A 23,829-nucleotide genomic window follows, 5' to 3' on the forward strand; every position below is an offset into this window, starting at 1 on the left:
TTTCAGTATTTTAATAAAACTATAATGGGAACACTATCACACTTCAGCAATCTCTATTCACAGGCCTTTGAAGGCTGTAAACCAGCTGCGTTAGTTCTATTGTTAAAGGCATACTCTGTATTTTGTGCTATCATGATTTTTATGGCGGTTTATGCTTTAACTGATAGAGCACTAAACGGTTGGGATTTCTGAATAAAACACGAATCGCTCTTTTACTTGAACACTAATTGAATTGATTATAAGATAAAAACCCGTTTGCCTTATGGTTAACGGGTTTTTTGATTGATGAATAAACATTCTAGCTATCAAACAGTATTTTTAAGTACTTCGAGTACTTCTTTTGCATTCGAGAGTTTCGCATGTTTCACAATCGTCCAACCTTTATTACATTTAAGGGTAAGGTCTGCTCCATTGCTAATTAACACTTCCAAAATCTCGGCCTTATTATAACGAGCTGCAAAAATAGCAGGTGTCATTCCGAGAGACTTAGCATTCAAATCTTCCCCGAGTTCAATTAAACGTTCCACAGTATTAATATCACCTTTCATAATTGCTTTACAAAAAGTACTCAATTCCTTTTTTACAATTAGTTCCGTAACATCCGCATTAGTGTTACTTGTTTCATTTTTGGCAACCGCATCTGTTACCAATAGCATACAAAATGCCACAGCAGTCAAAATCGTTTTTTTCATGATGAGTGAATTTAGATTGATGAATAAATTATGATTATATAAATATAGACTTTGTCTATAGGTTTTTGTTTCACGATTAACAGTTAAATAACTAAAGTTTAACATCTAGCGGAAATTTATTCAGATTTATTTAAGACTTGACAAAAGTGCTAACGAAACACCAAAAAGCTCTTCCAATTAGTAGCGATACAAGTCAAATCGTGGTATTTTTGATATTACAATAGAAATCGAAATGAACAAAAAAGTAATATTGATGATTTTGGATGGATGGGGTAAATCTCCAGATCCCAAGGTTTCCGCCATAGACAATGCCAATACATCTTTTATAGATGGGTTATATACCAAATACCCTAATGCTCAATTGCGGACAGACGGCTTGCATGTTGGTTTACCAGAGGGTCAGATGGGTAATAGCGAAGTTGGTCATATGAATTTAGGTGCAGGCCGTATTGTATATCAAGATTTAGCAAAAATCAATTTAGCTATTGAACAGGATACCTTAAAAGATGAAAAAGAACTAGTTGATGCACTTCAATATGCTTCCGACAACAATAAAAATGTCCACTTTTTAGGCTTACTAAGTGATGGAGGCGTACATGCACATACCAGTCACTTAAGAGGGTTTATTGACGCCGCAAATAATGCTGGAGTAAATTCTTTTGTGCATGCTTTTACAGATGGTAGAGATGTGGACCCCAAATCTGGCAAAGGGTATGTTTCTGATTTAGAAAACTATATTGCTGATACAAATACGAAGTTAGCTTCTATAACAGGCCGGTATTATGCCATGGATAGAGATAACCGTTGGGAACGTGTCCACCTAGCCTATGATGCTTTGGTCAATGGATTTGGAACAAAAACATCAAATGCCACTGAGTCAATTCAGGCCAGTTATGATGCCGATGTCACGGACGAGTTTATCAAGCCTCTAATTCTTACTGAAAACAATTTGCCTGTAGCTACTATTCAAAAAGATGATGTAATTATCTTTTTCAACTTTAGAACAGATAGAGGTCGGGAGTTAACAGAAATGTTAAATCAAAGTGATTTCCCAGAATACAACACTAAAAAAATAGAACTATACTATGTAACCATCACTAACTATAGTGATGCTTTCAAAGGCATTAAAGTTATCTTCAACAAAGATAATATTGAAGAAACCCTTGGTGAGGTACTAGAAAAAGCGAATAAAACACAGATTAGAATTGCTGAAACCGAGAAATATCCTCATGTTACATTTTTCTTTTCTGGAGGAAGAGAAGAACCTTTTGAAGGGGAATCAAGAATATTAAAAAATTCCCCAAAAGTGGCTACCTATGATTTAAAACCAGAAATGGCTGCTTTTGAATTAACGGATGCCTTGACCACTGAGCTAGAAAAAGAAACTACTGATTTTGTATGTTTAAACTTTGCCAACGGAGATATGGTAGGTCATACGGGGTCAATGCAAGCAGCTATCAAAGCTTGTGAAGCTGTCGACACTTGTGTCAAAAAAGTAATAACGACAGGTTTAAAGCATGGGTATACTACCTTGTTAATTGCCGACCATGGCAACTGTGAAACTATGATAAATCCTGATGGTTCTCCACATACTGCGCATACTACCAATCCTGTTCCTCTTATTTTAGTGGATAAGGAATTGAAAGAAATCAAAGATGGAGTTTTAGGGGATGTTGCCCCAACAATTCTAAAGTTGATGGGCGTTCCACAACCAGAGGCCATGACACAAAAACCATTGGTGTAGGCATTTCTTGCAAAAACTTTACCTTTGCCGACTATGATTATCGTAAAAACAGCTGAAGAAATAGAATTGATGCGTGAAAGCGCCTTAATCGTTTCCAAAACCTTGGGAATGCTGGCTAAAGAGGTTAAACCAGGGGTAACAACATTGCAGCTAGATGCACTAGCCGAAACCTTTATAAGAGACCATGGTGGTGTACCAGGCTTTTTAGGACTGTATGACTTTCCGAACTCACTTTGTATGAGTCCGAATGCTCAGGTGGTGCATGGCATTCCAAATGACACTCCTCTTGTTGAGGGTGATATCATCTCTATTGATTGTGGTGTTTTGAAAAATGAGTTCTACGGAGATCATGCTTATACTTTTGAAGTGGGCGAAGTAGCCCCGGAAACCAAAAAGTTACTTGATATCACTAAGGAGTCTCTTTATGTTGGTATTCGCCAATTCAAAAAAGGTAATCGTGTTCAAGATGTTGGTTATGCAATTCAAAAATATACCGAAGATCATGGGTATGGTGTTGTACGTGAATTGGTAGGTCATGGACTAGGACGTAAAATGCACGAAGACCCTGAAATGCCCAATTACGGAAAAAGAGGAAGAGGGAAAAAGTTTGTGGAAGGAATGGTAGTTGCAATTGAGCCTATGATAAATTTGGGAACACGTCGTATCAAACAATTAAAGGACGGTTGGACTATTCTTACTGCAGATGGAAAACCTAGCGCGCACTTTGAGCATAATGTAGCTTTGGTAGGCGGGAAACCAGAATTATTATCCACTTTCCAATATGTTTATGATGCACTTGGTATAGAAAGTGGTGAGGAAGAAGAATTCCGCCAGAAAAAACTTCAGCTCTAGAAGCATACTAGGATGAAGAACCTTTTCAAATACATCCTGAATACTATTCCGAGACCTTTATTGATTAAACTAAGCTATTTAGCGAGACCAATCCTAGCTTTTTCTATGCGGGGAAAGAATCATATTGATCCAATAGATGAAAAGCAGTTCAAAAGTTTTTTACCTTATGGTTATGAAAGTCCTAGGGAAAATGTTTTATCACCCTCTACCCTATCTCTCGAGCGCCATCGTTTGTTATGGCTCTTCTTAAAAAACAAAACCGATTTTTTTACGGTTACCTTAAAAGTTTTGCATTTTGCCCCTGAGCAAGCTTTTTACAAAAGGTTCAGAAAACTAAAAAACTTAGACTATACTACTACTGATTTGAATTCTCCTCTTGCAGATGTAAAAGCTGACATCTGTAACCTTCCCTTTAAGGATAATACCTTTGATGTTATTTTTTGCAATCATGTTTTGGAACATATTCCCGATGACACGAAAGCAATGCAGGAACTCTATCGAATTTTAAAACCAGGCGGATGGGGCATTTTTCAAATTCCGCAGGACTTGAAGAGAGAAACCACTTTTGAAGATGACTCCATCACTGATAAAAAAGAAAGAGCCAAAATCTTCGGCCAATACGATCATGTGCGAATTTACGGACGAGATTATTTTAATAAACTAAGAAGTGTGGGGTTTGAAGTAGAAGAGGTAGATTATACAGCTACTATGCCAGCAGAAGAAATTGAAAAGTACCGATTGGCCAAAGGAGAGATAATTCCATTGGTTAAAAAATAACTATTCCATAATCACTTTTTTAAATCCTGTCGTCATGAACTCTTGGGTTTCTCCTTTTTCATCAAGATAAATTACGTATGCATCAATTGTTCTCTGGTTGGTTAAAAATTTGATGCTATCAACTAAGTCCATAGCCATGAAAGCAGTGGCATAAGCATCTGCCTCTGCACACGTGTTGGCCAAAATATTCACTGCCAAGGTATTCCCGTTTTTAGTGAATCCTGTTTTTGGATTAATAGTATGAACATATTTTTTTCCAGTGATTGAATCTACTCTGAATTTTCTATAATTACCAGAAGATGCCATAGCCCTATCTTTTAGATGTATTGAAATTTTGGAACTCTCTACCTCAGGGTCTTGAACTGCAATTCCCCAAGCTCTTTTACTAGCAATATTTTCTCCTTTCGCTACTACCTCTCCCCCGACTTCTATCAGATAATTCAGAATTCCTTTTTTATTCATTAAAATGGCTAAACGATCTATGGCATATCCTTTGGCAACAGCATTAAAATCAAAATGGATATTCAAATTTTTCTTACTGATAGTTTTCTCAGGAGTTAATCTGACTTTATCAAATCCTACAAACTGCATTAAACTATCTACACGCGTACTGTCTAAGGAAATTTGTTTTCCCGGACCAAAACCCCATGCATTCACTAAAGTGCCAACGGTTGGGTCGAAATAACCATTGGTCTTTTTATAAATCTCTTTCGATAATTCAAATACTTCTTGAAACATTTCATCAACTACAACTGTTGAATCACCCCGATTTATTTTTGAAATATCTGAATCAGGAATATAGGTGGACATGGATTTGTTGACTACAGCAAATACGGAATCTATTTCTTTTTGATAGTCCAGTTCTTCACTAGCTAAGTAAATAACACTATAGGAGGTACCTAAGGCTCCTCCTACGTTTTGGTTTTTGTAGATTTTGAGCTCTTCTGGGGTGCAAGAACCTAAAAGAAAAACAATGAGTAGAATCAACAGATTCCCTCCTGCACCGGAATGACAACTATATTTTAACCAATCCATCATAATCAACTATGTATTCCTCATTCAAATAAACCGGCAAATTGTAATCGGATGCATTCACCAAACCGACTCCGGCGTAAAAAGTATCTGCTTCAAAATTTAGCGCATGATCTCTCATCTTATTCAAATCTGCACGAAAGAATTCCATATCCTTTGGATCTCCAGGATATTCGATACTTTTCACAACCACAAAACTCAACTTTTTATCTTTGGTACAAACAAACTGGGGATTTTTCTTGAGCTCGCTATTAATAGCCAAAAATTCATACCCAGCTTCTTCCAATTGTTTTCCAACAATATTCATGGCCAAGTTATGAAGTTCCTGCTCTGTTAGTGGTTGCATTTTACACCTCCTTTAAAACCTCCTTTTAATGGAGGGGGACAAAAAAACCGATATTAAAATATCGGTTTTTTAATGTTTTTTATTTTCCTATCCGGAAAGATTGGAAATAATTAAATGGCCTTTAGGGCCTAGCCGCCGAAATCATCGAATCGGATATGCTCATCTGGAATTCCGAAATCCTCACCCATTTTCTGAACAGCTTTGTTCATTAATGGCGGACCACAGAAATACAGCTCAATATCCTCAGGAGACTCGTGGTGATTCAAATAATTGTCAATTACACAATTGTGTATAAATCCCACGAAACCATCACCAGGCGCATCTATGTTCTCTTTCACTTTCCAATTATCCTCTTCCATAGGCTCAGAGAGTGCCAAATAGAACTTGAAGTTCGGAAAGTCTTTTTCTAATTGATAAAAATGGTCTAAATAAAACAGTTCTCGTTTGGAACGACCACCATACCAATAGGTAACTTTTCTATTCGTTTTTAAGGTTTTGAACAAGTGGTATAAGTGTGAACGCATGGGTGCCATACCAGCACCACCACCTACATACAACATTTCTGAATCAGATTCATTGATGAAAAATTCACCATAAGGACCAGAAATCACAACATCATCACCTTCTTTTAATCCGAAGATATACGAAGAGGCCACACCAGGATTCACATCCATCCAACCGTTTTTAGAACGATCCCATGGTGGCGTTGCAATACGAACATTCAACATAATCTCTCTGCCTTCCGCTGGAAAAGAAGCCATTGAATAGGCTCTCTCGACCGTTTCAGGGTTCTTCATAACTAGCGGCCACAAATTGAACTTATCCCATTCCGCTTGGAATTTATCTGGAGTATCGTGTTCTTCTGGGTGTGCAGTAATATCCATGTCTGCGAATTTCACTTCACATTGCGGAATTTCGATTTGAATATATCCACCAGCCTTGTAACCCATATCTTCAGGAATCTCAACAACAAATTCCTTGATAAAAGATGCTACATTGTAGTTACGAACTACTTTCGCTGGCCATTTCTTGATACCAAATACCTCTTCAGGAATGGTAATTTCCATATCCTGTTTTACTTTCACCTGGCAAGCCAAGCGAGCACCTTGATTTAATTCTCTTTTAGAAAAGTGTGGCGTCTCAGTCGGAAGTGCTTCTCCCCCGCCCGATAGTACATGGCATTCACACTGGATACAAGTTCCACCTCCTCCACAAGCAGAAGGCAAGAATACTTTTTGATTTCCCAAAGTGGTAAGTAGTGAACTTCCTGAACTTACTTCAATTTTCTTTTCACCGTTGATTGTGACCGTTACGGGGCCTGATGGAGAAAGTTTTTGCTTGGTGAATAATAGTCCCGCTACTAGTAGCATTAAAATCAATAAAAATGCTACTACGGTAATTAGGATAGTTCCACCTGTACTTGCAACTAAAAAAATCATACTTACTTATTTATTGCATCGTTATAAGAAACCTCTTTTCCGTCGATTTCTTTTAAATCTTCTTTTTTCTCTTCCTCAATAGTTTGGACTGTTGTGTCCTCAACTTCAGCAGGAGCTTCATCACCACCTGTCAACATTCCTCCAAAACTCTGGAAACCGATACCCATTAAACCTGTAATGATAAATGTGATTCCCAAACCTCTAAGAGGGGCTGGCACATTTGAGTATCTAATCTTTTCGCGAATCGCCGCAATTGCCAGAATTGCTAAAAACCATCCAATACCAGAACTTACTCCGTAATTTAATGCCAAGCCCAAAGTTTCAATTTCTCTTGCCTGCATAAATAAAGAACCACCTAAAATTGCACAGTTTACCGCAATCAGTGGTAAAAATATCCCAAGGGAATTGTAAAGTGACGGAGAGAACTTCTCTACTACAATCTCAACCAACTGAACCATTGTTGCAATCGTAGCAATGAACAAGATAAATGATAGGAAACCTAGGTTGTAATCCGCATATTCTTCTCCTAACCAAACCAAGGCACCATCTTGTAATAAATACTTGTCTAACAACCAGTTCAAAGGAACCGTTACGGCTAAAACGAAAATTACAGCTGCTCCTAAACCTACTGCAGTAGCTACTTTTTTGGAAACTGCCAAGTAAGAACACATTCCCAAGAAGACGGCAAATACCATGTTGTCAATGAAAATGGATTTAAAAAATAATTCAATATGTTCCATCATAACTTTAAGCTTAAATCGCTAATTAATTTTCTTCTACTAAGGCCGGGTTTTTTGTACGTTGTACCCATATGATAATTCCAACTACGATTAGTGCAGCTGGTGGAATAATCATAAATCCATTATTCTCATAACCCGTTGCGTATAAACCAGTTTTTGCGATTGGGTCTCCTAAAACGGGGATTCCAAATAAGGTTCCTGAACCTAGAAGCTCTCTGAAGAACCCTACCAATATTAAGATAACGCCATATCCTAGCGCATTACCTATACCATCCAGAAAAGACTTCCAAGGTCCGTTTGCCAAAGCAAAGGCTTCAAAACGACCCATAATGATACAGTTTGTAATAATCAGTCCAACGAAAACGGCAAGCGTTTTGCTGAGTTCATAAGCGAAAGCTTTTAAAACCTGGTCAACAATAATCACCAGTGTGGCAACTACGATCAATTGCACAATTATTCGAATCTTCGATGGAATAATATTCCGCATCAAAGAGATTACCACATTACCCACACCGAGAACGAAAATTACAGCAATCGCCATAACCAATGACGCCTGTAGTTCAGCTGTAATCGCCAATGCAGAACAAATACCCAATACCTGAATTGTAATTGGATTATTATCCGCAAGTGGATCTAGAATTAGATTTGCATCCTTTTTTGAAAGTAGTCCCATAACTATTTTGCTCTTATTTCTTCTAAATAGGGTTTGTATAAGTTCACGCTCTCCTTAATCATTGCAGAAACGCCATTACCAGTAATAGTGGCACCAGCTAGCGCATCAACTTCATTATCGTCTTTGTCTTTATTCAAAGGGTCGTTATTACCTTTAGCAACTGCAATACCTGCATATTGAGTTCCTTTCAAAATACTTTCTCCTGAGAAGTCATCCATGAAATAGCGCATTTTGATATTGGCACCCAAGCCTGGTGTTTCTCCTTTATGGTCGAAATACACACCTTGTACGGTCATGGTTTCATCCAAAGCTACGAAGCCCCAAATGGCATCCCATAATCCCTTTCCGTACATCGGGATAATATAAAATTTCTTGCTCTGCTTCTCCCCTATGAAAACTGGAAGTTTGTAAGGCTGCCCCTTCTTTTTAGCTGCCAATTGCTTCTTTAAGTCGATTAAATAAGCATCCTTATTTTCGGTGATTTTACCACCTTCAATCACCAACTGTTCTTTAATGTAATTGGCAAATTCTGACTCAACGATTTCTTTAGGTACGAAATTTACCGCTCCAACATCATCGCCGTTTTCATTTACACCCATGGCGTAAAGAATGTTTTGCTGCTTTTCAAAACGTTCGTTTTCCGCAATGGTTGGCCTTAAATAAGAGGCCAAAAAAGCCAGTATGGAGCCGACTACAACAACCATAACGGCTGCAAAAACTACGGTGTAACTATTTTTATCTGTATTGATTGCCATAACTAAACTGTTTCTGCTTGAAGTTCTGCAGCTTTTCCATCAGAATCTTTAGGATGGATAACTGCGTTTTGTAATCGTTTCATTCTTCGCTTGACGTTCCCGCGGATGACATAATGATCAATGGTCGGTGCGAAGACGTTCATCAATAAAATTGCCAAGAAAACTCCCTCTGGATATGCTGGGTTAAAGACACGAATCATTACGGAAAGGAATCCGATAAAGAAACCATAAATCCATTTTCCACGATTGGTTTGAGCACCCGTTACAGGGTCAGTTGCCATGTAGACAATACCGAAGGCCAGACCACCAACAATTAGATGTTGCCAATATTCGAAACTCATCAATCCGTGGAATTTGCTTGTTTCAGTAATCCAACCTTGATCTACTACTCCATTAAAAATAAGTCCCATTACCAAAGAACCTAATACGGCACTTAGCATAATTCTCCAGCTCGCTATTTTGCTGAAGATCAAAAAGAGACCACCGAGTAAAATCAATAGGGTTGGTGTTTCACCTACTGAACCAGGAATAAATCCGTAGAACATATCCATAACACTATATTTGGCTTCCATGGCAGCTCCATTGTTTTGAGCTAGGTATCCTAAAACCGTTTCTCCAGAAATAGCATCAATATTAGAGGCTCCTGCTAGAATCGCCTCTGAACGCTCACGAGCTTCATGTACCCAAACTTTGTCACCACTCATCCATGTAGGATAAGCAAAAAACAAGAAAGCACGAATCGTCAATGCAGGATTCAAAATATTCATTCCTGTACCTCCAAAAACCTCTTTTCCGATGACTACACCAAAAACAACAGCAACGGCCAACATCCAAAGTGGAGTGTCAATTGGGACAATTAGCGGGACCAAGATTCCAGTAACTAAATAGCCTTCTTCTACTTCGTGACCTTTTATAACAGCGAAAATAAATTCTACTAGAAGTCCGACTCCGTATGAAACTGCTAGTAATGGTAATATTTTAATGATACCAATCCATGCATTATCCCAAGTAATGAAATGCTCCAATAAGGAGAAGTTCTCCGGAAAACCATTGATAGCTGAATAATGCTGATACCCTGCATTGAAAACAGAGAACAACAAAACAGGCACTAGGGCCATAATTACCGTATTCATGGTCCGCTTTAAATCATCGGCACCACGAACGTGGGAGCCAGAATGCGTTGTCTCATCAGGAGTATATAAAAAAGTATGAAAAGCATTGATTGCCGGAGCCATCTTTTTGCCCTTATACTTCATTTTCAAGTCATGCATTTTGCTTTTTAAACCCATCTCTTATCCTATTTCTTGTTGTAATAAATCAAGTCCTTCACGAATTATTTGCTGATGCGGTTGCTTAGATACGTCAACAAATTCCGTCAATGAAAAATCTTCAGGTGCCACTTCGTATAAGCCAAGTTGCTCCATCTCATCCAAATCTTTGTACATGCAAGCTTTTAACAATTGCATCGGATAGATATCTAACGGAAAAACTTTTTCAAACTGTCCGGTTAACACAAAAGCTCTGTGTTCGCCATTTGTGTTTGTATTTAAATCATACTTCTTTTTGGGCTGTAACCAAGAAAAGGTCAAAGCTCTTGTTGCCGATATTTTATTGAAAATAGGCTTGTTCCATCCGAAGAAATCATAATCATCTCCTTCGGGAATTGCAGTAACCGTATTATTATAATGCCCTAAATAACCATCTTGACTACTTTTAGAACCTGTCAATACATCGCCATTAATCACACGGAAATTCTCACCATTTACACCGCTAGCATAAAGAAAAGTGGCCACTTCAGTTCCTATTTTTGTTCTGTAGTATTTCGGAGCTTTTACTGAAGAACCTGCCAAAGCAACGATACGCTCAGGGTTATAAATTCCGGTAAGTAAGAGCTCTCCGATAATTACCAAATCTTGAGGAGAAACTGTCCAGACTAATTCTCCTTTATTGATTGGGTCTATCTTATTTATTTGTGTTCCAACCAATCCTGCAGGATGCGGTCCAGAAACTTTGTGCAATTCGATTCCGTTCAAACCAGCTAGTGGCGAACTTCCTGTTTTACCGACAGAGACATGAACTTTTCCAGGAGTCAACTTCGCTAAAGCAGAAATAGCAGCTTGCAATTCAGCTTCCTTACCCTGTAAAACATAATTTGGGTCAGCAGCTAAAGGTGCAGTTGCATATCCAGAAATGAAAATTGCTTTTGGCGTCGTATCAGGATTTGCAATTACATCATAAGGTCTTTGCTTTATAAAAGGCCAACAGCCTGACCTCTGCAAATGCGCTTTAATCTGTTGTGCGGACGAACTATTTACATCAAATTTTGAATGCTCTAGATTAGACTGCGTTTTATCAGCCAAAATCTTAAGCGTCAAAATGCGTCTCCTAGCACCTCTTTCGATTTCTATCAACTCCCCACTTACCGGAGAAACGAATAACATATCTTCAATGTTCTTATTGTAAAAAAGAGCTTCGCCGGCTTTTACCTCAGCACCCTGTTTCACTAACATTTTAGGGGTTATTCCGTGAAAATCGTTTAGATTAATTGCGTAAACATTACTTAAAACGGCTTTTGAAGTAGTTTGTTCGGCAGCGCCAACAAGGTTGATATTCAAGCCTTTTTTAATTCTGATGTCTTTAGACATATAATATAGACCTTTAAGTTATCTAAATTTGGTGCAAAACTAATACTTAAACGCTTGTTTTCATAATTATTGCCTATAAATTTGGGCATTACAACGAGCTTAATTTTTTAGGTATGCTTTTTGTTTACCTTTGTTTAAAAAATAGTCCCTAAATGCGCTCAAGCCTTAAACAAATATTCTTTTTACTCTTCGCAACATCACTTTTCGCACAGGTACAGGAAGAGTTAAATCCACCAGAGAATATCAAATCGATTATTTTCAAAGGCCCTACGGAAGATCAGTTTCCTATAGTCAAAATCGGTGAGCAAATTCGACTCGAATTTGATGATATCTTAGCCAATGAACAAGACTATTATTATAAAATAGTGCATTGTGATTACGACTGGACACCCTCGCAACTTTTAAAATCACAATATCTAACCGGTGTTGACAATCAACGTATCATTGACTATGGCAACAGCTACAATACCCTTCAACCCTATTCAAATTACAGATTGACCATTCCCAACGAGAATGTTCGATTGAAAGTTACTGGAAATTTTGTCATTGAAATTTACAATGATAGCTACGAGCTTCAATTTTCTAGAAGGTTTGTGGTCTACAATGATGTCGTTCAGGTTGGTGCAATTGTAAAGCGCTCACGTGATTTCAAATATCTGAACGAAAAACAAGTAGTTCACATTAATGTTAATGCCTCCAGTTTTCGATTGGTAAATCCGAAAAAGGAAGTGAAAATAGCCATTCTGCAGAATTACCATTGGCCAACAGCCATTTACGATGTGCCACCTCAATTCACCATAGGGAATGAGTTAGTATATAAATACGATAAGGAAACTAGTTTTTTTGGCGGCAATGAATTTCTAAATTTTGACACGAAAGACCTTCGAGCCCCAACATCGGTAATTTCTCATATTGAGCTAGAAGATATTTATCACCATCATTTATTTAGAGACCGTTATCGATTCAGCATTCCTTACAATTACTACCCAGATATAAATGGAGATTTTGTAATTAGAACACTTCAGGGAGATGATATTTCTCGCGAAGCAGAATACACCAATATTCATTTCAAACTACCTTATGCAGAGGAGTTGGCTTTAGATGAAGTATATGTTTTTGGAAAGCACAATAACTATGCTCTTACCGATGAAAACAAAATGACCTACAATGAAGACACTGGTTTGATGGAAGGGATTGTAATGATGAAGCAGGGGTTTTATAATTACAAATATGTTATCAAGCGTGAAGACGATGTGATTGATTTAAATACAGTATCCGGCAACTTTCATTTTACTGAAAACAACTATTTGGTTTTAGTCTACTATCGCAATTTCGGAGATCTCTATGATAGCATCATTGGTATTGGCTCCGCAAATTCAAGAAATATCAGCAATTAGCGTCTAGCAAAAATGTATATTTGACCGTCAAAAATCACTGATGGAAAACAAACCAATACTCAAGCAAAAAGGTCGTTACGGACTTCAATATCGCGGAGTAGAATGCACCAACTGTAGCCATCCTTTAGATGTTAGCGACAAATACTGCCCCAACTGCTCACAAGCCAATAGCACCAAGAAATTAAGCTTAAAAGACTTTATTGATGAGTTTTTTGCTAGTTTGATTTCCTATGATTCTCGATTGCTTAAAACGTTTACAGCGCTTCTAACAAAACCAGGTAAAATAACTCATGATTATATTAAAGGGAAACGGGTTTCGTACACCAATCCTTTTCGCTTTTTATTAAGCCTTTCCATTATCTATTTTCTGATGATAAACTTCAGCAACAATATTTCTGATTTAGACAAATATGGGGCTGGGAAACAAAGTAGCTTTTTCGATAAAATAAGTTCAGTCAATATTTCAGATGAAATAATAAAGCTAGATTCAATTGAAATAAAAAATGATGACAGAGAACTATTAAGAACCTTAGATACGCTTAATGTTATTCCCAACATTAACAGAAGAGATTCTATTATGATGGCTGATCCAACTTTGCATCTCAACAAATTGAAGAAAAAACCATTTCTAGAGAGGTTTGGTGCAAAAAGGGAATTCTTTACTGTCTTATTAGAAAAAAAGGATATTTATGGTTTTGATGAGATTCCGCCTGATTATGAAATTGATGATTCTCGTGAAAATCAATATGCTTTTAATGCTGCAAAAAGTGTTTATAGGTTCAAACAACAACCAGGCAGTTTTTTAAGCAGTGTAATTTCACGTCTACCTTTTGTCATTTTTTTCTTCCTTCCTGTGTTCGCTTTTTTCATTTGGTTAGCATACATCCGAAAAAAACACACCTTTACCGAACATCTTATCTTTGGCTTTCATATTCAATCATTGTTGTTTATCTTGCTCATAATTAGCTTTTTAGTAGATTCTATTTTTAACATATTTACAGGATGGCTTTTCTTTTTGATTTTTGGTGTCTATCTGTTTTTATCAATGAAGATGTTCTACAAACAAGGATTTTTTAAAACTATTGTTAAATATGTATTTCTAAATACTATTTTCTTTATTTTAGCCATGTTCGCAACGGTTATTTTATTGGTAGGAAGTGCATTTACCTATTAGAACAAAAGCAATATGATTACACAGGTTACAAAAGGCATAAAAGTTTCAGTCAATACCAGTTTTGAGGGCACCTTCTTCAAGAACTACAAGATGCACTTTGCCTTTGGGTATACAATCACTATTGAGAATCAAAGTAAAGATTCAGTACAATTAACTTCACGTCATTGGGAAATCTTTGATGCACTAAACGAAATGGAAGTTTTAGATGGTGAAGGTGTAATTGGTAAGAAACCAGTTATCAAACCTGGCGAGTCGCACACCTATAATTCAGGGTGTCTTTTGGCATCTCCTATAGGAGCTATGAGAGGTTACTATAATATGGTAAATTTTAGTTCCACTGAGAAATTCAGAGTGTACATTCCTACTTTTAAGTTTAGTGCACCATTCGCATTGAACTAGAAAATCTCAAATTCAAATATCAAACTTCTTTCGTTGTTTCTGTTATAAAAACAACAAAGGTTCCGTACCTTTGCCCAGTTCAAATTTTAAAAATTTATCTCCATGGGAAAAGGTTTTTTTCAAGTACCAACTGCATTTAATGAACCTATAAAAAGCTACGCTCCGGGCACTCCTGAACGCGACGCTGTTCTTAAACAATATAAAGCATACTACAACGGAACTGTTGAAGTACCTATGTACATAGGCAAGAAGAAAGTGAAGTCGGGAAGGACAAAACCGATGTCTCCTCCACACGACCATAAGCATAAAGTAGGTAAATATCATATTGCCAATAAATCACATGTTACCGAAGCAATCGACACCGCTTTAAAAGCAAGAGACGCATGGGCCAACTTAACCTGGGAGCAAAGAGCAGCGATTTTTCTAAAAGCAGCAGAATTGATTGCCGGACCTTATCGTGCAAAAATCAATGCAGCTACCATGATTGCCCAGTCAAAAACCATTCACCAAGCTGAGATTGATGCGGCTTGTGAATTTATTGATTTTCTCAGGTTCAATGTGGAATATATGTCCCAAATTTATGAGGAACAACCTGATTCTGCAGAAGGTATTTGGAACAGAGTTGAATATCGCCCACTTGAGGGTTTTGTATATGCCATCACTCCTTTTAACTTTACTGCTATCGCAGGAAATCTTCCAGCAAGTGCAGCGATGATGGGTAATGTTGTTGTATGGAAGCCAAGCGATAGTCAAATCTTTTCCGCAAAAGTAATTGTTGATGTATTCAAAGAAGCTGGACTTCCTGACGGTGTAATAAATGTTGTCTACGGTGACCCAATAATGATAACAAAAACGGTATTGGCCAGTCCAGATTTCTCAGGAATACACTTTACTGGCTCAACACACGTTTTTAAAGAATTATGGAAACAAATCGGAAACAATATCCATACTTACAAAACCTACCCAAGAATCGTTGGTGAGACCGGTGGAAAGGATTTTATCTTGGCACATTCATCAGCCAATCCGAAACAAGTAGCAACGGCCATTGTGCGTGGAGCATTTGAATTTCAAGGACAAAAATGTAGTGCTGCCTCACGTGTATATCTTCCAAAGTCTAAGTCAAAGCGAATTCTGGAATTGGTGAAAAAAGACGTTGAATCTTTCAACCCTCCAGGATCACCTGAAGATATGTCGAACTTCATTACGGCCGTGATTCACGAAGGCTCTTTTGACAAATTGGCAAAGTATATTGACCAAGCCAAAAAGGATAAGAAAGCCAAGATTCTTGTTGGTGGTAATTACGACAAATCAAAAGGTTATTTTATCGAACCAACCGTTATCGTAACTACAGACCCAAAATACACAACTATGGAGACCGAACTTTTCGGTCCCGTTGTAACGATATATGTATACGATGATAAAAACTGGGGCAAGACCTTAAAATTGGTTGATGAAACCTCAGAATACGCATTAACTGGTGCTGTTCTTTCCACAGACAGATACGCTATTGACGAAGCTACTAAGGCACTACAAAATTGTGCTGGCAACTTCTATATCAATGACAAACCAACAGGGGCCGTTGTTGGCCAGCAACCATTTGGAGGTGCTAGAGCCTCAGGAACCAATGACAAAGCTGGATCTGCGCAGAATTTATTACGATGGGTTTCTCCGAGACTTATTAAGGAGACATTTGTAACTCCTGAAGATTATAGGTATCCGTTTTTAGGGTAATCTATAATTCTACTATTATTTACCCGTAATTCTTTGGATTTAAGGAATTACGGGTATTTTTATAACATATGTTTAACGAACTTATTCGGGCATTCTTTCTTGTACCCCCTGAAGTACAACTTTTAGATATTACAGGTCCTGCACACTTGTTTTATGAAGCCAATACCTATGGCTCTAATATTGAGATTTATTATTTAAGCATCGACCAGAAAACAGAAGTTGTTTCAAGCGCTGGTCTTTCCATGGGAAAATTACAGCCCTTTAATCGTTTTGAATTGACCCAAAATGATATTCTATTTGTACCAGGACTAGAATCAAATCTCCTTTTTGCCCAGGATTTCATTAAAAACAAACAATCTTTCTTTACTTGGTTGCGAAATCAAGCAAGCCAAAAAGCTAAGATATGTGCCGTTTGTACTGGAGCTTACCTCTTAGCCTTTGCCGGTCTTTTAGATGAAAAAAACTGTACGACCCATTGGAAATACTTTGATGATTTTCAAAAAAGATTCCCAAAAGCAAAGTTGCTCTCAAACAGATTACTAGTTCATCATAACACTATATATTCCAGTGCAGGAGTATCTTCCGGTATTGATCTTGCGCTTTATATATTAGAAGAAATCTATGGTACAGTATTTGCCGCTAAAATAGCCAAAGAAGTAGTAATCTATCTTCGTAGAACGGAAAGTGATCCTCAACTAAGCATGTTTCTACAATACCGAAATCATATCGAAACGCGTATTCATCAAGTTCAGGAGTCATTGATACAAAATATCTCTAAAAAACAGCATATCGAAGTTTTGGCAGAAGATGTTCATATGAGCCCTAGAAATCTGACCCGACTCTTCAAAAAAACAACTGGTATCTCAATTGGTTCATATGTACAAAAACTTCGTGTTGAGCTAGCTTTAAAACTACTTTCAGAAGGCGCAAAGGTAAATACTGTTGCCACTGCTTGTGGATTAAAGAGCTCAAACCAGCTTAGGTCTTTGCTAAAAAAGCATTCCTCCGAACTTCATTCCATACCATAAGTGTATATGTCCCAATACTGCGTATTGTTGTCCTTTCCTTGGTGCCACTCATGACATAACTTTGAGACAAATCGAAAAACGATAATTCATGAAATCGCTATTCAAAATCGTAATAGTACTATGCACAGTTCTTCCTGCTAATGCACAAAACATAATTCCGCTATCCAACACTTATATTTGCCCACCTTGCAAGCAATCTTGTGATAACTTCGAATATCAGGAGAAAGGCATTTGCACACACTGTAATATGGTTTTAGTTCGCAAAGACCTTGCAAAAACAATTGCTTTTTATTTACAAGATGGTGTTGAAGTCTTAGATTTCGCTGGCCCCATGGAAGTGTTTGTATATGCCGGGTACAAGGTTTTTATTGTATCGGCGAATCAAAAACCTATTACATCTCAAGGGGTTTTAACCATTACCCCGGATTATAGCATTGAGAATGCTCCGGAAGCAGATATTTTGGCATTTTTTGGAGGCAATTCCCCTGCAGCATCCCAAAACACCGAAGTCATACAATGGGTGAAAAATCAAAAAAAAGTAACCCATCATTTTTCGGTATGCACTGGTGCTTTTGTACTGGCAGAAGCGGGAATATTAGACGGTAAAACAGCAACTACTTTTCATGATGCCCTTGAAGATTTGACGAATAACTATTCCAAAATCATTGTTAGAAAAAATGTACGCTTCGTAGATAATGGCAATGTTATAACCACAGCAGGAATATCCGCTGGTATTGATGGTGCGTTACACCTGGTTGCAAAACTGCAGGGTGTAAATGCTGCTAAAAGAACAGCCTATTATATGGAATACGATAACTGGCAACTTGGTAACGGTTTGGTGTTGGCAGAAGACAATCCTTATAAGGTTACTATTTCTTCGGAGGCTTTAAAGGAATTTGAAGGTCGGTACGAATACAAAAACGGAAGTCAATTCAATCTGGTCTACAACTCCAAAACAAAAGACCTCAATGCCATCATCAATGAAACTTCTTTCCCCGTCTATCATGAAAATGGAGATGTTTTCTCAGATGTACGTAATGAGCCTGTTTTCTTCAAAAGAAATGAAAGTGGACAAGTTATCGGATATTCCTTAGCTCAAAAAGGGGAGGTATATTCAAAACTCAATTAAGTCGTTAAGGAAATTCTAACAGATGAAAATTATAAACGTCGTATTCTTGATACTTTTATTCTCCTGCAAAAATCAGGCGCAGATTTATGTTTGCCCTCCCTGCGATTTAAATTGTGATGCTTTGACCTTTACAACAAGTGGCACCTGTACAAATTGCGCCATGGCGCTAGTTAAGAAAAAGGAATTTTTAATTTTGAACGAGGTTACTATTACGGAGGGTTCAGGCACATTTTTAATTGAGGGAGGAAAGAGCAAAAAGGATAAATCAATTCAAATTTTTTACTATAAACCAAAAACTTTTAATTCAAATTCAAAAGTGTTGATTGTAATTCCAGGAGCCGGTAGAAATGCTAATGCATATCGCGATACTTGGATAGATGAGGCTGAAAAACAGGGAATACTCATTCTTTCTCCGGAATACCAAGAAAAAGACTACCCTTTTGAAAACTATCATCTTTGCGGACTGATAAGCGATTTAAATTTAGATAGGAGCCTAGAATTCGTAAAGAACTCGAATATGGTAAAAATTGATGAAAGTAAACTTTCCTTTAAGGTCAATCCAAAGCAAGATGAGTGGATTTTCAAAGATTTTGATCGCATTTTCGATTTAGTCAAAAAAGCCACCAAATCTACCCAAAATAAGTATGACCTTTTCGGGCATTCAGCCGGAGGTCAAATTCTGCATCGTTTGGCACTATTCGGTCAAAGCACTAAAGTAAATCAGATTATCTCAACAAATTCAGGTTTCTATACGTTACCAAATTTCGACTCGCAATTACCTTTTGGTTTAAAGAATACAAGGATAAAAAGTCAAGACCTAAAACTTGCATTCGAAAAAAGATTAATTATTCTTGTGGGCGAACTTGATAACCAACATGAAGTTAGGGGGACTTTGTTGCGCTCAGAAACAGCTGATAAACAGGGCTTGCACAGATTGGAAAGGGCCCAATATTTTTACAAGCAAGCCAAAGCCTTTGCTAACCTACACCAGTTTAATTTCAATTGGGAAATAGAGATTGTTCCAGAGGTAGGGCATGACTACAGAAAAATGTCAAAAGCCGCGTCGCACATCATTTACTCCCAAAATTAATAAGGAACGTGGCGCCACCAAATAGGGAGCGTATAGGGCTTTAAGCGCAACCTTTTTCTGTTTTTTCATCTCTTCTGTATTAAAACAAATCTTTTTGAAGAAAACTATTATACCATTATTCTATATTTTGTTTGTACTTCTTTCTTGTTCGGACAATGATGACACCATTATGCCAGCCTGTGGCGTAAATAATCCTATACAAGAATTAGAATGGTTGAGGACTGAGATTGAGAGAAGAAAAGCGAACCCTAATGAAGACATGAAATATTGCTATATCATTCAAGCCGAATTCAACGGTGAAGATATTTTTGTTTATGAAGATTGCAACCCCTTTGTTGACAAGGCCATTCCTTTTTTCAATTGCGAAGGAACTATGATTAACACACAAGATAATCCCATCGGGTTTGATGATATCCGAAATAAGGTAATTATTTGGAAACCCAAAAACTTCGTTTGTAACATAGATTTTTAAGCTCTTTGTGAAGAACAATAAAACTAGCCAAGCACGTTAACATTGAATATTTCATTACATTTGGTAAGTTTCCTCAGGTAACTGATTTTTTAATTTAAAAACACTAAAATGAAAATGAAATTTTTACTAATGTCAATTTTGACACTATCGTTTTATGGCATGCAAGCGCAAGACAACCTTGCACAGACTACCATTCAGGCAGTATTAACCGGCAATCAAGCCCAAGTCATACAATTAGCTGAGGCCTTTTCAGAAGAGCAGTACGACTGGAGACCAATGGAAGGTGTAAACTCGGTAGGTGAGGCTCTTTTGCATGTTGCTGGAGGAAATTACTTTTTAGCCTCTAAAATGGGTTTTGCCCCACCTGAGGATGTTGATATGATGAACTTAGGTAAAATTACAGGCAAAGAGAACATCATAGCTGCTTTGAAAAAATCAAATGCCTTTGTTCTTGAGAAAATTGTAGAAGTAGAAACTGCTGCCTTAAATGAAGAAGTTGATTTTGGTTTTGCCAAAATGAACAAACTTGGCGGACTTCTAGCCATGATGGAACACAACGGTGAACACAAAGGGCAATTAATTGCTTATGCTCGTTCTAATGGTGTTGTTCCACCTTGGAGTAAATAACTAAGATTTGTTTAAAAAAGCCTCCTCTTTGTAATAAGTAGGAGGCTTTTTTTATGCAATCTATTCATCTATTTACCGTTAAATTTAATCAACCAAACATTTGGGTAAGATGTTTGTAACCATCACATGATGAAGACTTTAATAAAAGTGTTTTTTGCTCCACTACTATGGCTGGCACATGCCTGTAGCCCACTAGGTGAACCTGTAGATGTGGAAAAATCGGATAATCACTATTACAATAATGAGAAAAGCGACATTCGCTACAGTCCAATGGGGAATTGGTTTGAACTGGGTAACTCGCCCATGAATGCCGACGTTGAGAGTTTTGAGGTTTTAAATCGATTTATAAGCCGAGATAGAAATCAAGTATATTTTATGGAAAACCCTGTTGAAGCAGGTAAGGTGGATTTGGAGTCCTTTCACATAAAGAAAGGGGATTTCATGGAACATATTGGTTTTGACAAAAAGTATGTTTATGCTTTTGAAAAAGTGTACAGCACTGAGAAGACTTTTGCAAAATTTGAAAAAATTGAACATGCCGACCCTAAAACTTATGTACGTTTAAATTGGGATTGGGGAAAAGACAAACAAAACCATTTTTACAAAAATGCATTAATCGATGTGGACTATGCCAGTTTTAAAAACATAAATGACTACTTCAGCAAAGATATCAACAGAGTTTACTTCCATTACTACGAAAATTTTGAATCTATCAAGGCTGACCTCAACTCATTTGAAGTTTTTGATGAAGGCAATTTCGCGGCGGATAGCTCAAAGGTTTTTAGTGTTACTTATCCATCTCAGGATGAGACAAAACTGGTAACTATACCCAGAAACCCTAATGAAGAAATATCGCAACTAAGCTATGCATTTATACAAATCGGCGAAAGGGTTTTTTATAGAGGAACACAATTAAAGGATTTGGATTACCGAGAAGTAGAAATCATAGAAAACTCCTCGTATATCAAGGATAAGCACTTTGTTTATTATAAAGATTCTCTAGTACAAGATGCTGATGCTACTACCTTCGGAAAAATTAGCAAATGGGAAATTGGGGACAAAAATGGAGCTTTTCGCGAAGGAAAGCGAATTGAGGAAAAATAAGAAACCCTCTACAACCGATAATCTTTTTGCCAATTATTTGACGAGCTGATAATTTTACTGAACAAGTAGATCTACAGAAACTACTAGCCTTTGAATTTTTGAGGCAAATAAACCACCTTTTTCGTTTCGAAGAACTCTTCCTCAAAAAAGTTGGGCAAATCAAAAATTTGAGCGGTTCTATAATCTTTTAATTCTTCGGAGAGGTCACCCCCTTTTAGATATAAGATCCCATTGCGTCTTTCGTGAATTGATTCTTTTTTGATTTTTCCTTTAACCCAATGTGTAAATGTAGGCATTGCAGCAACAGCTCTACTGACGATAAAATCAAACTGGGCATTTGTCACTTTGAGCGCAGTCGAAATGTCCTCTACTCTAGAATTTATAGGAGTAATATTTGTAATTCCCAAACCTTCTACCACTTCCTCTACTACCTTTATCTTCTTTCCAATCGAATCAACAAGTGTAAAATGTGTTGCAGGAAATAAAATAGCTAAGGGGATTCCTGGAAAACCACCACCTGTTCCGACATCTAAAATTTCGCTTCCAGGTAAAAACTGTTGAATTTTTGCTATTCCAAGGGAGTGTAATACATGTCGCAGGTAGAGTTCATCAATATCTTTTCGAGAAACCACATTGATTTTCTGATTCCAGTCTTTATAAAGATTTTCTAATTGACCAAATTGCTCTTTTTGCTCCTCAGTTATATCAGGAAAATATTTTAACACTATTTCTACCCCCATCCGAATTAAAATTTGAACAAAAATAGTATATTCACAGGCACTAATATTTTCTTTTTTTGGGAAAGTATTCAGATAAATAGGGATTCTATTGCCTTACCTTTGTAAAAAATTACGCTTAGTATGAACCAGACTACCGTTCGATTTTCCAGAAAAGATTCTGCACAGTTTTTTAAAACTTTGAACAAAAGAGTTAATGATTATTTCAAAGAAAATAAATTAAAGAAAACTGGGAATTGGAGATTGCATCTAAAGACCGTTATCATGTTCGCAATTTTCTTAACACCTTACTTTCTCATCTTGACTTTAGGTCTTCCTACTTGGGCCAATTTATTGCTAACTATTCTTATGGGAGTAGGTATGGCCGGTGTTGGCATGAATGTAATGCACGATGGTAATCACGGTTCGTATTCCAATAAAAAATGGGTCAATAAATTGATGGGAAGTAGCATCTATATCTTAGCCGGAAATGTATACAATTGGCAAGTACAACACAACGTATTGCACCATACCTATACCAACATTCACGAGCATGATGAAGATATGGAAGCGGGTCGCATTCTTCGTTTTTCAAAACATGCGGAATGGCAAAAACATCACAAATTCCAACATATTTACTCGGTATTTCTCTACGGATTATTGACTTTTAATTGGGCAATTACTACGGACTTTTTACAAATGTACCGTTACACGAAACGCAAACTCTCTTATGGTAAACTTCCGAGTCCTGCAGTGAATTGGAGCACTTTAGTAATTACCAAGTTATTGTATGTGACAATTTGGATTGTACTCCCTCTGATATTCGTTGATATTGCTTGGTGGAAGGTTCTTCTTGGTTTCTTTATCATGCACTATGTAGCTGGCGTCATATTAAGTGTGACATTTCAACTAGCACATATTGTGGACGATGCTCAAACGCCACTACCTGATGAAAGTGGAACTATGAAAAACACATGGGCTATTCACCAATTATTTACAACGGTAAACTTTGGTACAAAAAATAAGATTGTAAACTGGTTTACGGGAGGATTAAATCATCAGGTGGAACATCATATTTTTCCGAATATCAGTCACGTTCACTACACCAAGATTTCCAAAATAGTAAAGGAAACCGCAAAGGAATTTAACTTACCGTACAACGAATATAAAACTACGCGAAAAGCTATTCTTTCTCATTTTAAGCATTTGAAAGAATTAGGAAAACAGCCTGCTTTACAAGTATAACTGTATTTATAAAGCAACTTTA

Annotated in this window: 25 protein-coding genes; 15 read left to right on the top strand and 10 right to left on the bottom strand. The window is 37.1% G+C overall.

All coding sequences use genetic code 11. From position 1 onward, the window contains the following. Window positions 1-24 precede the first annotated feature (24 nt). Window positions 25-192 (top strand): DUF6747 family protein, encoded by a 168-nt coding sequence (locus FEE95_RS22175; protein WP_171037068.1) that lies wholly within the window; start codon window positions 25-27, stop codon window positions 190-192. Between the two features lie 113 nt (window positions 193-305). On the opposite strand, the gene FEE95_RS16080 is transcribed toward FEE95_RS22175, so the two are convergent. Next, complete coding sequence (locus FEE95_RS16080; protein WP_138659010.1) at window positions 306-692, bottom strand: ankyrin repeat domain-containing protein; 387 nt, start codon at window positions 690-692, stop codon at window positions 306-308. A 232-nt stretch (window positions 693-924) separates the two neighbouring features. On the opposite strand from FEE95_RS16080, the gene gpmI reads away from it, so the two are divergent. From gpmI to FEE95_RS16095, 3 genes are read left to right on the top strand one after another with little or no spacing between them, the layout of a single operon-like run. Beyond that, complete coding sequence (gpmI, locus tag FEE95_RS16085) at window positions 925-2,436, top strand: 2,3-bisphosphoglycerate-independent phosphoglycerate mutase (protein ID WP_138659011.1); 1,512 nt, start codon at window positions 925-927, stop codon at window positions 2,434-2,436. 33 nt (window positions 2,437-2,469) lie between these two features. After that, a complete protein-coding gene (gene map, locus FEE95_RS16090) occupies window positions 2,470-3,288 on the top strand; it encodes a type I methionyl aminopeptidase (protein WP_138659012.1) in 819 nt (272 codons plus the stop codon). Window positions 3,289-3,300: 12 nt separating this feature from the next. Continuing rightward, window positions 3,301-4,065 (top strand): class I SAM-dependent methyltransferase, encoded by a 765-nt coding sequence (locus FEE95_RS16095; RefSeq protein WP_138659013.1) that lies wholly within the window; start codon window positions 3,301-3,303, stop codon window positions 4,063-4,065. On the opposite strand, the gene FEE95_RS16100 is transcribed toward FEE95_RS16095, so the two are convergent. From FEE95_RS16100 to FEE95_RS16135, 8 genes are all read right to left on the bottom strand, one after another. Further along, the gene (locus tag FEE95_RS16100) at window positions 4,066-5,103 is read right to left on the bottom strand and encodes an FAD:protein FMN transferase (RefSeq protein WP_238474601.1); all 1,038 of its coding nucleotides are present in this window, start codon (window positions 5,101-5,103) and stop codon (window positions 4,066-4,068) included. After that, window positions 5,081-5,443 carry a Na(+)-translocating NADH-quinone reductase subunit F gene (locus FEE95_RS16105; protein ID WP_138659014.1) on the bottom strand — a complete coding sequence of 121 codons (363 nt, stop codon included), beginning with the start codon at window positions 5,441-5,443 and terminating at the stop codon, window positions 5,081-5,083. The genes FEE95_RS16100 and FEE95_RS16105 overlap by 23 nt, the downstream gene beginning before the upstream one ends. A 128-nt stretch (window positions 5,444-5,571) precedes the next feature. Beyond that, the gene (gene nqrF / locus FEE95_RS16110; protein WP_138659217.1) at window positions 5,572-6,879 is read right to left on the bottom strand and encodes an NADH:ubiquinone reductase (Na(+)-transporting) subunit F; all 1,308 of its coding nucleotides are present in this window, start codon (window positions 6,877-6,879) and stop codon (window positions 5,572-5,574) included. 5 nt (window positions 6,880-6,884) lie between these two features. Beyond that, window positions 6,885-7,625: an NADH:ubiquinone reductase (Na(+)-transporting) subunit E gene (nqrE, locus tag FEE95_RS16115; RefSeq protein WP_138659015.1), complete on the bottom strand. Its 741-nt coding sequence runs from the start codon at window positions 7,623-7,625 to the stop codon at window positions 6,885-6,887. A gap of 22 nt (window positions 7,626-7,647) precedes the next feature. Next, the gene (locus FEE95_RS16120) at window positions 7,648-8,295 is read right to left on the bottom strand and encodes an NADH:ubiquinone reductase (Na(+)-transporting) subunit D (protein ID WP_138659016.1); all 648 of its coding nucleotides are present in this window, start codon (window positions 8,293-8,295) and stop codon (window positions 7,648-7,650) included. A 2-nt stretch (window positions 8,296-8,297) separates the two neighbouring features. Next, window positions 8,298-9,050: a Na(+)-translocating NADH-quinone reductase subunit C gene (locus tag FEE95_RS16125; RefSeq protein ID WP_138659017.1), complete on the bottom strand. Its 753-nt coding sequence runs from the start codon at window positions 9,048-9,050 to the stop codon at window positions 8,298-8,300. A gap of 2 nt (window positions 9,051-9,052) precedes the next feature. Then, a complete protein-coding gene (locus tag FEE95_RS16130; protein ID WP_138659018.1) occupies window positions 9,053-10,339 on the bottom strand; it encodes an NADH:ubiquinone reductase (Na(+)-transporting) subunit B in 1,287 nt (428 codons plus the stop codon). Window positions 10,340-10,342: 3 nt separating this feature from the next. Further along, entirely contained in the window at window positions 10,343-11,695 is a 1,353-nt protein-coding gene (locus FEE95_RS16135; protein WP_138659019.1) for a Na(+)-translocating NADH-quinone reductase subunit A, read from the bottom strand. A gap of 152 nt (window positions 11,696-11,847) precedes the next feature. Here FEE95_RS16135 and FEE95_RS16140 point away from each other — a divergent pair, with 152 nt between their 5' ends. The 10 genes from FEE95_RS16140 (at window position 11,848) to FEE95_RS16185 (ending at window position 21,846) form a co-directional block, all read left to right on the top strand. After that, window positions 11,848-13,092 (top strand): type IX secretion system plug protein, encoded by a 1,245-nt coding sequence (locus FEE95_RS16140; RefSeq protein ID WP_138659020.1) that lies wholly within the window; start codon window positions 11,848-11,850, stop codon window positions 13,090-13,092. A gap of 40 nt (window positions 13,093-13,132) precedes the next feature. Then, window positions 13,133-14,266, top strand: coding sequence for a DUF3667 domain-containing protein (locus FEE95_RS16145; RefSeq protein ID WP_138659021.1), 1,134 nt, complete (start codon window positions 13,133-13,135; stop codon window positions 14,264-14,266). Window positions 14,267-14,278: 12 nt separating this feature from the next. Then, entirely contained in the window at window positions 14,279-14,665 is a 387-nt protein-coding gene (gene apaG, locus FEE95_RS16150) for a Co2+/Mg2+ efflux protein ApaG (RefSeq protein ID WP_138659022.1), read from the top strand. 102 nt (window positions 14,666-14,767) lie between these two features. Then, window positions 14,768-16,396, top strand: a complete 1,629-nt coding sequence (gene pruA / locus FEE95_RS16155; protein ID WP_138659023.1) for an L-glutamate gamma-semialdehyde dehydrogenase — start codon at window positions 14,768-14,770, stop codon at window positions 16,394-16,396. Between the two features lie 68 nt (window positions 16,397-16,464). Continuing rightward, window positions 16,465-17,424 carry a GlxA family transcriptional regulator gene (locus tag FEE95_RS16160; RefSeq protein ID WP_138659024.1) on the top strand — a complete coding sequence of 320 codons (960 nt, stop codon included), beginning with the start codon at window positions 16,465-16,467 and terminating at the stop codon, window positions 17,422-17,424. A gap of 88 nt (window positions 17,425-17,512) precedes the next feature. Beyond that, entirely contained in the window at window positions 17,513-18,553 is a 1,041-nt protein-coding gene (locus FEE95_RS16165) for a DJ-1/PfpI family protein (RefSeq protein WP_138659025.1), read from the top strand. 22 nt (window positions 18,554-18,575) lie between these two features. Continuing rightward, window positions 18,576-19,643, top strand: coding sequence for a hypothetical protein (locus FEE95_RS16170; protein WP_212748448.1), 1,068 nt, complete (start codon window positions 18,576-18,578; stop codon window positions 19,641-19,643). Between the two features lie 94 nt (window positions 19,644-19,737). Then, window positions 19,738-20,115 carry a hypothetical protein gene (locus FEE95_RS16175; RefSeq protein WP_138659026.1) on the top strand — a complete coding sequence of 126 codons (378 nt, stop codon included), beginning with the start codon at window positions 19,738-19,740 and terminating at the stop codon, window positions 20,113-20,115. A 108-nt stretch (window positions 20,116-20,223) separates the two neighbouring features. After that, the gene (locus FEE95_RS16180; protein ID WP_238474602.1) at window positions 20,224-20,742 is read left to right on the top strand and encodes a DinB family protein; all 519 of its coding nucleotides are present in this window, start codon (window positions 20,224-20,226) and stop codon (window positions 20,740-20,742) included. A gap of 126 nt (window positions 20,743-20,868) precedes the next feature. Then, entirely contained in the window at window positions 20,869-21,846 is a 978-nt protein-coding gene (locus tag FEE95_RS16185) for a DKNYY domain-containing protein (protein WP_138659027.1), read from the top strand. Between the two features lie 83 nt (window positions 21,847-21,929). Here the strand turns inward: FEE95_RS16185 and rsmG are convergent, their stop codons facing one another. After that, window positions 21,930-22,586 carry a 16S rRNA (guanine(527)-N(7))-methyltransferase RsmG gene (gene rsmG / locus FEE95_RS16190; RefSeq protein WP_138659028.1) on the bottom strand — a complete coding sequence of 219 codons (657 nt, stop codon included), beginning with the start codon at window positions 22,584-22,586 and terminating at the stop codon, window positions 21,930-21,932. A gap of 120 nt (window positions 22,587-22,706) precedes the next feature. Here rsmG and FEE95_RS16195 point away from each other — a divergent pair, with 120 nt between their 5' ends. Then, window positions 22,707-23,807, top strand: coding sequence for a fatty acid desaturase family protein (locus FEE95_RS16195; RefSeq protein ID WP_138659029.1), 1,101 nt, complete (start codon window positions 22,707-22,709; stop codon window positions 23,805-23,807). Window positions 23,808-23,829 lie beyond the last annotated feature (22 nt).

It is taken from the genome of Maribacter algarum (ex Zhang et al. 2020), from assembly GCF_005885635.1.
Taxonomy (GTDB): Bacteria; Bacteroidota; Bacteroidia; order Flavobacteriales; family Flavobacteriaceae; genus Maribacter_C; species Maribacter_C algarum.